We start from the raw sequence: 5,407 nt of genomic DNA on the forward strand, positions 1-5,407 counted from the left end.
CGGAATTCGAATGATCTCCCGGATGCTCCGGTTTCTGCGCCCGGACGGACGATTTAGGTTATTCGCCGTAGACGGTGAAGCGGTCGTCCCACAGCCCCGCTTCCTTGAGCGCGCGCGCGGCGCCCGGGTGGAAGGGCACGTCCTCGACGCAGACGCTCGTGACGTAGTCCTTGAGAGGCTTCAGGTCCTGGGTGATCTTGCCCAGCTCCTCGATGTTGGAGATGCACGCCCTGGTGAACTCATAGACCGATTCCTCCGGCACGTCGGCGTGGAAGATCATGACGCCCGCATTGACCGGGGAGAGCCTGGGATCGCCCTCGGGGATGATGTCGCACTCCGCGTGGGTCAGATCCTGCGCCATGATGCCGGGGTTGATCTCGTGGATTTTAGCGCCGACCTCGGGCGGGAGGGAGAGGATGTTGATGTCGCGCACGGTGAGCAGCTCGATGATGCCCGCCGGCGGCACGCCGTTGCCCCAGGTGCCGACGCACGCGTCGACGCGGCCGTCCTTGAGCGCGGAGAAGCCGTCGCTCCAGGTGAAATATTCGATGTTCACGTCGTCGAGGACGCCCGCTTCCCGCAGGACGATCTTGAGCACCTCGGTCGAGGCGGAGCCCACGTCGGGGAAGGCCATTTTTTTGCCGCGCAGGTCCTCGTAGCTCTCGATGCCGCTGCCCGCGACGGTCAGGACCGGCAGCCGCCAGGAGACGAATCCGAACGCCTGGAGCATCGAGCTGGCGGGGATCTCCTTCTGGAAGGGCTCCTCACCGCGCAGCGCCTGCACAAGGTTGATCGAGCCGGTGTAGCCGCCCTCGAGCTCGCGGGAATCAAGCAGGTTGATGATTTCGACCGCGCCGGTCGTCGTGACGGTGGAGGTTTTGATGTCGGAGTTGCGGTTGACCACCGAGGACATCGCCTCGATCGCGACGTTGTCGGTGCCGCCCACCGAGCCGGTGCCGAGGCGCAGCGCCCGCATGGGCGCCGCGTCCGTCTGCGGGGCGTCGCCGCCCTGCTGCGCGGGCGCGCCGCAGGCGGCCAGCAGGCAGACCAGCGTAACGGACAAGAGGATGGAAAGGATGCGTTTCATGGAAAAAGCTCCTCCTTTTTTCAAATCGGAAATCAACGGAATCATTCGGCTGCTGCTTGCAAGCATGTAAAAAAGATTGGTCGGAATATATGCACCTTGCATAGAAGCAATCTTTTTTATTTAGCTCGATTATAGCATGTTATCTAAAATTTACAATAAGGTTTGGGCTATATGACGAATTTTCTTGCAATGTCCATAATCTTCTGGAAGGCAATTCGTAGGAGTCCACAAGCATTTTCCGGGTTTCTCCGTCAAACCGCTTGACATCTTTCCACATTTTTGTGGGATCGTCCAAATTTCCATTCCGGGAAGGTGGGCAAAAACAGAAAAACTTATCCGTTTTGCCCTTTTTCGCCCCTTTTTCTTGTCGAAAACCCATAAACGCGCGCAGTTTTTCCATTCCAGCTAAAAATGCCGCCGGATTCTTTGCGGTTTTGACCGGGCTTTTCCCCGCCGCCCGGCAAACTGCCAAAATTTCCGCCGGGCTCTTTCGGCAGTTTGCCCCAGGCGCGGAAAAAGAAAACAACCGGGCGGCTGCGATCTCTGTCACAGCTGCCCGGTTGTCAATGAAATTGTTCTCTGGGGTCAGGCGTCCTTGTGCGCCAGCATGGCCGCGCCGATGATCCCGGCCTTGTAGCCGAGGGTGCAGGCGGTGATGCGGGTGTACTTCTCCCCGCGCCCGCCGAAGATTTCGGCGTAGGCGCGCTCCCGCAGCGGCGCGAGCAGGGTTTCCCCCTCCTTGGCGATGCCGCCGCCGAGGCTGATGACCTCCGGCTCGAAGATGTTGATGATGTTGGTCACGCCGCAGGCGAGGTAGCCGATGTACTCGTCGACGACCGCCTGTCCGGCGGCGTCCCCCTCCTTCGCGGCGAGGAAGGCGGTGCGCCCGTCCGCGCCGCCGTTTGCGGCGGCGATCACGGCAAGCCGGCTGTCCGGATGGGCGGCGGCCGCCTCGTTGGTCAGGTTGATGAGCCCGGTGGCGGAGGCGTAGGCCTCGAGGCAGCCGTGCCGCCCGCAGGTGCACAGCCGGCCGCCGTACCGGATGACCATGTGCCCGAGCTCGGAGGCGGCGTAGTTGTAGCCGGTGAGGATTTCGCCCGCGAGCACCACCCCGCAGCCCACGCCGGTGCCGAGCGTGACGATGACCGCGCTGGAAGCGCCCCTGGCGCTGCCGGCGCACACCTCGCCGAGGGCGGCGACGTTTGCGTCGTTGCCCATCGCGACGGGCAGTCCCAGCGCCTCGCTGAGGTAGCGGCGCATCGGGTAATCGCGCCAGCCGAGATTGTTGGAGTACTCCACGACGCCGGTTTCGGGGTTGATGGTGCCGGGACAGCCCACGCCGATCCCCCGCACCTGCGAAAGGTCCAGCCCGGCCGCATGGAGCGCGTCCCCGGCGGCCCGGACGATGTCGGCGCACACCTCGTCCGCGGGACGGGGCAGCGCGGTCGGCAGGCTCCCCTCCCCGAGGATGGCGCAGCTCTCCGCATTCACGATCCCCACCTTGATGTTGGTCCCGCCCAGATCGACGCCTATGTAATACATCGCATTTCCTCCTATACCGTTGTGAGCAGCAGCTCGCCGTTCCCGGTGAGGGTGAAGCCCGGCGCGTCCGCCGGGACAAAGAGGCTCTCCCCCGCGCGCAGCAGGAATTCCTCCCCGCCGCAGGAGAGCGCCGCCTCCCCTTCGGTGCAGAGCACCGAAACGAAGGAATCGCCCGTCATTTCGCGGCGGTAATTGCCCGAAAGAGCCAGCGCATCCACTGTAAAGTAATTGCACTTTGCAAGGCGCCTGAGGCGGAAATCCGCCGTTTCCGCAAGCATTTCCGCGCCGGGCGCGCCCGAGGGAGCGGGCGCGCGCAGGGTCACGTCGAGCGCCTTGTCCACATGCAGCTCCCGCGGCTTCCCGTCCGCCCCGACCCGCCCGAAGTCGAAGACGCGGTAGGTCGTGTTGGAGTTCTGCTGGATCTCCGCGAGCAGGATGCCCGCTCCGATCGCGTGGATCGTGCCCGCGCCGATGAAGAAGACGTCCCCCTTGTGTACGGGGGCCTTGTGGAGTGCCTCGGTGATCGTGTGGTCCGCGATCCTCCGGCGCATCTCCTCCGCCGAAATTTCCCGCTCAAACCCAAAATAGAGGAAGGCGTCCGGCTCGCAGTCGACGACATACCACATCTCGGTCTTGCCGCGCCCCCCCTCGACGCGGCGGGCGTAGCCGTCGTCCGGGTGCACCTGGATCGACAAAAACCGGGCCGCGTCGATCAGCTTGATCAGGATCGGGAACTCCTTCGCGCCCGCGCAGTTTCCGCCGAGCGACTCCGGATGCTCCGCGGCAAACCGGGAAAAGGGCGTTCCCGCGAATTCCCCGCAGGCGATCACGCCGTCGCCGTCGGGATGGGCCGAAAGCTCCCAGCTCTCGGCCAGGACCGGCAGCGCGGTGCGCTTGCCGTAGACTGTCTTCAACCGGGTCCCGCCCCACAGGTAGTCCTTACAGGCGGGCGTCAGCCGAAAAGGCTGCATGGCGATACCCCCTCATTCGTCAAATAGTTCCGATTCCACATACGCGCAGAGGAAATGATAGATTGCCAGGTGGCATTCCTGCACGCGGTAGGTTTCCCGTTCGGGCGTGCGGACCGCGCAGTCGGCGAGCGGGGCGAGCTTCCCGCCCCCTTCGTCTGTCAAGGCAATCACCTTTGCGCCCCGGATTTTTGCCGCCATGGCGGCCGCGCGGACGTTTTCCGCGTTGCCCGACGTGCTGAGGCCGAGGAACACGTCCCCCGGCCGCGCGTAGGCGTATGCCTGCTGCGCGTAGACGAGCGCCGGGTCGACGTCGTTTTCAAAGGCGCTCATGAGCGCCGCGTGCGCGCAGAGGGAGACGGCGGGCAGCCCGCCCTGGAGCTTTGCGGCGATCGCCGCCCCCTCCCCGCCGAACCGTTCGGCGAAGGCGGCGCGTTCCGCCTCGGGCAGCGGACGGCGGAGCAGAAAGCCCTTCATCAGCTCGCCCACGATGTGATCGGCGTCCGCGCAGGAACCGCCGTTCCCACAGGCGAGTAGCTTGCCGCCCTGCCGGAAGGCGTCGAGCAGCAGCCCGCAGGCGCCCAGAATCTCCGTTTTGATCGCGCCGAATGCTTCATGGCGCGCGAAAAAGCCGTCCGTCAGCCGGCTGGTGCGTTCTTTCATACCGGTTCCTCCGCGGTTTCGATGTGGTAGCGCGCGACCGAGAGGGCGGCAATATCTCCCACCGATTCGGAAAGCGCGCTGGGCAGCACCTCGCACACCGCGCGGGCGGCGGGCAGCGCCTCCCGTTCGAGGACCTCCCGCGCCGCCGGCCATATCTCATTATAACATCTTGCGAAAATGCTGCCAATCACGATTTTTTTGGGATTTATCATGTCGATTATGATGGAAAGCCCCCGCCCGAGCTGGGTCCCCGCTTCGCGCAGGATCTTTCGGGCGAGCGGGTCGCCCGCGGCGGCCGCCTCCCCCACCCTGCGCGCGTCGAGCGCGGCAAGCGCCGCCATGTCGGGACAGAGGGCGGGGCTTCTCCCCGCCTGGAGCTCCTCGAGCGCAAATGCCCGCGCGAGCTGGGCGATCCCCCCGCCGCTGCAAAATCCCTCGAAGGAGCCCGCCTTGCCGTAGCCGACGGGCCCGTGCGTCTCGAGGCGGATGTGGCCGAGCTCCCCCGCCATGCCCGACGCGCCCTCGTATAGCCTGCCGCCCAGGATGAGGCCCGCGCCGAGCCCCGTCCCGAAGGTGAGAAAGACCAGGTCGCGGCAGCCCCGTCCCGCGCCGTACTGCCATTCGGCCAGCGCGCCCGCGTTGGCGTCGTTGCAGAGCCAGGCGGGCAGGCCGGTGCGCTCCGACAGGATTTTCGCGGCGGGCACCGCGTCCCAGCCGGGCAGGTTGGGCGGCGAGAGCACGATTCCCGCGCGGCTGTCGAGCGGGCCGCCGCAGCTGATGCCGATCCCTTCGGCGCGCTCCCACGCGGGCAGCGCGGCAAGGCAGTCGCGGAGGTCCCCCGCGAGGGCCTCGAGCATCCCGGCTGGGGTATATTCCCGTGTGGCGCGGGGAACGGCGCGGCAGAGCACCTCCACCTGCTCGCCGTCCGCGCGGCCGATGCAGGCGGCGCATTTGGTGCCGCCGATGTCGACGCCGGCTAGATACATCTGTGCTCTCCTTTCGATTTGCCGCTCAGAGAGCGGCGGAGTTGCCGGGTTCCGCCCCGGGGTGGGCTTAGATTTTCCGCTCATCGAGCGGTGCAGTTTGTCGGTGGTCGACCGACAGCGAGTTCCTTTCTTGCTTGCCCAAGAAAGGAACCAAAGAAGGG

Annotated in this window: 6 protein-coding genes; all 6 read right to left on the reverse strand. The window is 65.5% G+C overall.

What is annotated here, in order from left to right; translation table 11 throughout:
• Nucleotides 1-58 precede the first annotated feature (58 nt).
• The 6 genes from NE609_RS16780 to NE609_RS16805 all read right to left on the reverse strand — a co-directional run bounded on the left by NE609_RS16780 (nucleotide 59) and on the right by NE609_RS16805 (nucleotide 5,246).
• Nucleotides 59-1,087 (reverse strand): TAXI family TRAP transporter solute-binding subunit, encoded by a 1,029-nt coding sequence (locus NE609_RS16780; protein WP_256153182.1) that lies wholly within the window; start codon nucleotides 1,085-1,087, stop codon nucleotides 59-61.
• A 139-nt stretch (nucleotides 1,088-1,226) separates the two neighbouring features.
• Nucleotides 1,227-1,637: a hypothetical protein gene (locus NE609_RS16785; protein WP_256153183.1), complete on the reverse strand. Its 411-nt coding sequence runs from the start codon at nucleotides 1,635-1,637 to the stop codon at nucleotides 1,227-1,229.
• 35 nt (nucleotides 1,638-1,672) lie between these two features.
• Nucleotides 1,673-2,629, reverse strand: a complete 957-nt coding sequence (locus tag NE609_RS16790; protein ID WP_256153184.1) for an ROK family protein — start codon at nucleotides 2,627-2,629, stop codon at nucleotides 1,673-1,675.
• An 11-nt stretch (nucleotides 2,630-2,640) separates the two neighbouring features.
• Nucleotides 2,641-3,600 carry a type I phosphomannose isomerase catalytic subunit gene (locus NE609_RS16795; protein ID WP_256153185.1) on the reverse strand — a complete coding sequence of 320 codons (960 nt, stop codon included), beginning with the start codon at nucleotides 3,598-3,600 and terminating at the stop codon, nucleotides 2,641-2,643.
• 12 nt (nucleotides 3,601-3,612) lie between these two features.
• Nucleotides 3,613-4,260, reverse strand: coding sequence for an SIS domain-containing protein (locus NE609_RS16800; RefSeq protein ID WP_256153186.1), 648 nt, complete (start codon nucleotides 4,258-4,260; stop codon nucleotides 3,613-3,615).
• Nucleotides 4,257-5,246 (reverse strand): ROK family protein, encoded by a 990-nt coding sequence (locus tag NE609_RS16805; RefSeq protein ID WP_256153187.1) that lies wholly within the window; start codon nucleotides 5,244-5,246, stop codon nucleotides 4,257-4,259. The genes NE609_RS16800 and NE609_RS16805 overlap by 4 nt, the downstream gene beginning before the upstream one ends.
• Nucleotides 5,247-5,407 lie beyond the last annotated feature (161 nt).

This window comes from Anaerotruncus sp. DFI.9.16 (assembly GCF_024461615.1).
GTDB classification, from domain to species: domain Bacteria; phylum Bacillota; class Clostridia; order Oscillospirales; family Ruminococcaceae; genus Anaerotruncus; species Anaerotruncus massiliensis.

What these genes read in the sequence shown, in the direction of transcription:
- NE609_RS16795 (WP_256153185.1), bottom strand. Translation starts at nt 3,600, where the DNA reads ATGCAGCCTTTTCGGCTGACGCCCGCCTGTAAGGACTACCTGTGGGGC.
- NE609_RS16805 (WP_256153187.1), bottom strand. Translation starts at nt 5,246, where the DNA reads ATGTATCTAGCCGGCGTCGACATCGGCGGCACCAAATGCGCCGCCTGC.
- NE609_RS16780 (WP_256153182.1), bottom strand. Translation starts at nt 1,087, where the DNA reads ATGAAACGCATCCTTTCCATCCTCTTGTCCGTTACGCTGGTCTGCCTG.
- NE609_RS16800 (WP_256153186.1), bottom strand. Translation starts at nt 4,260, where the DNA reads ATGAAAGAACGCACCAGCCGGCTGACGGACGGCTTTTTCGCGCGCCAT.
- NE609_RS16790 (WP_256153184.1), bottom strand. Translation starts at nt 2,629, where the DNA reads ATGTATTACATAGGCGTCGATCTGGGCGGGACCAACATCAAGGTGGGG.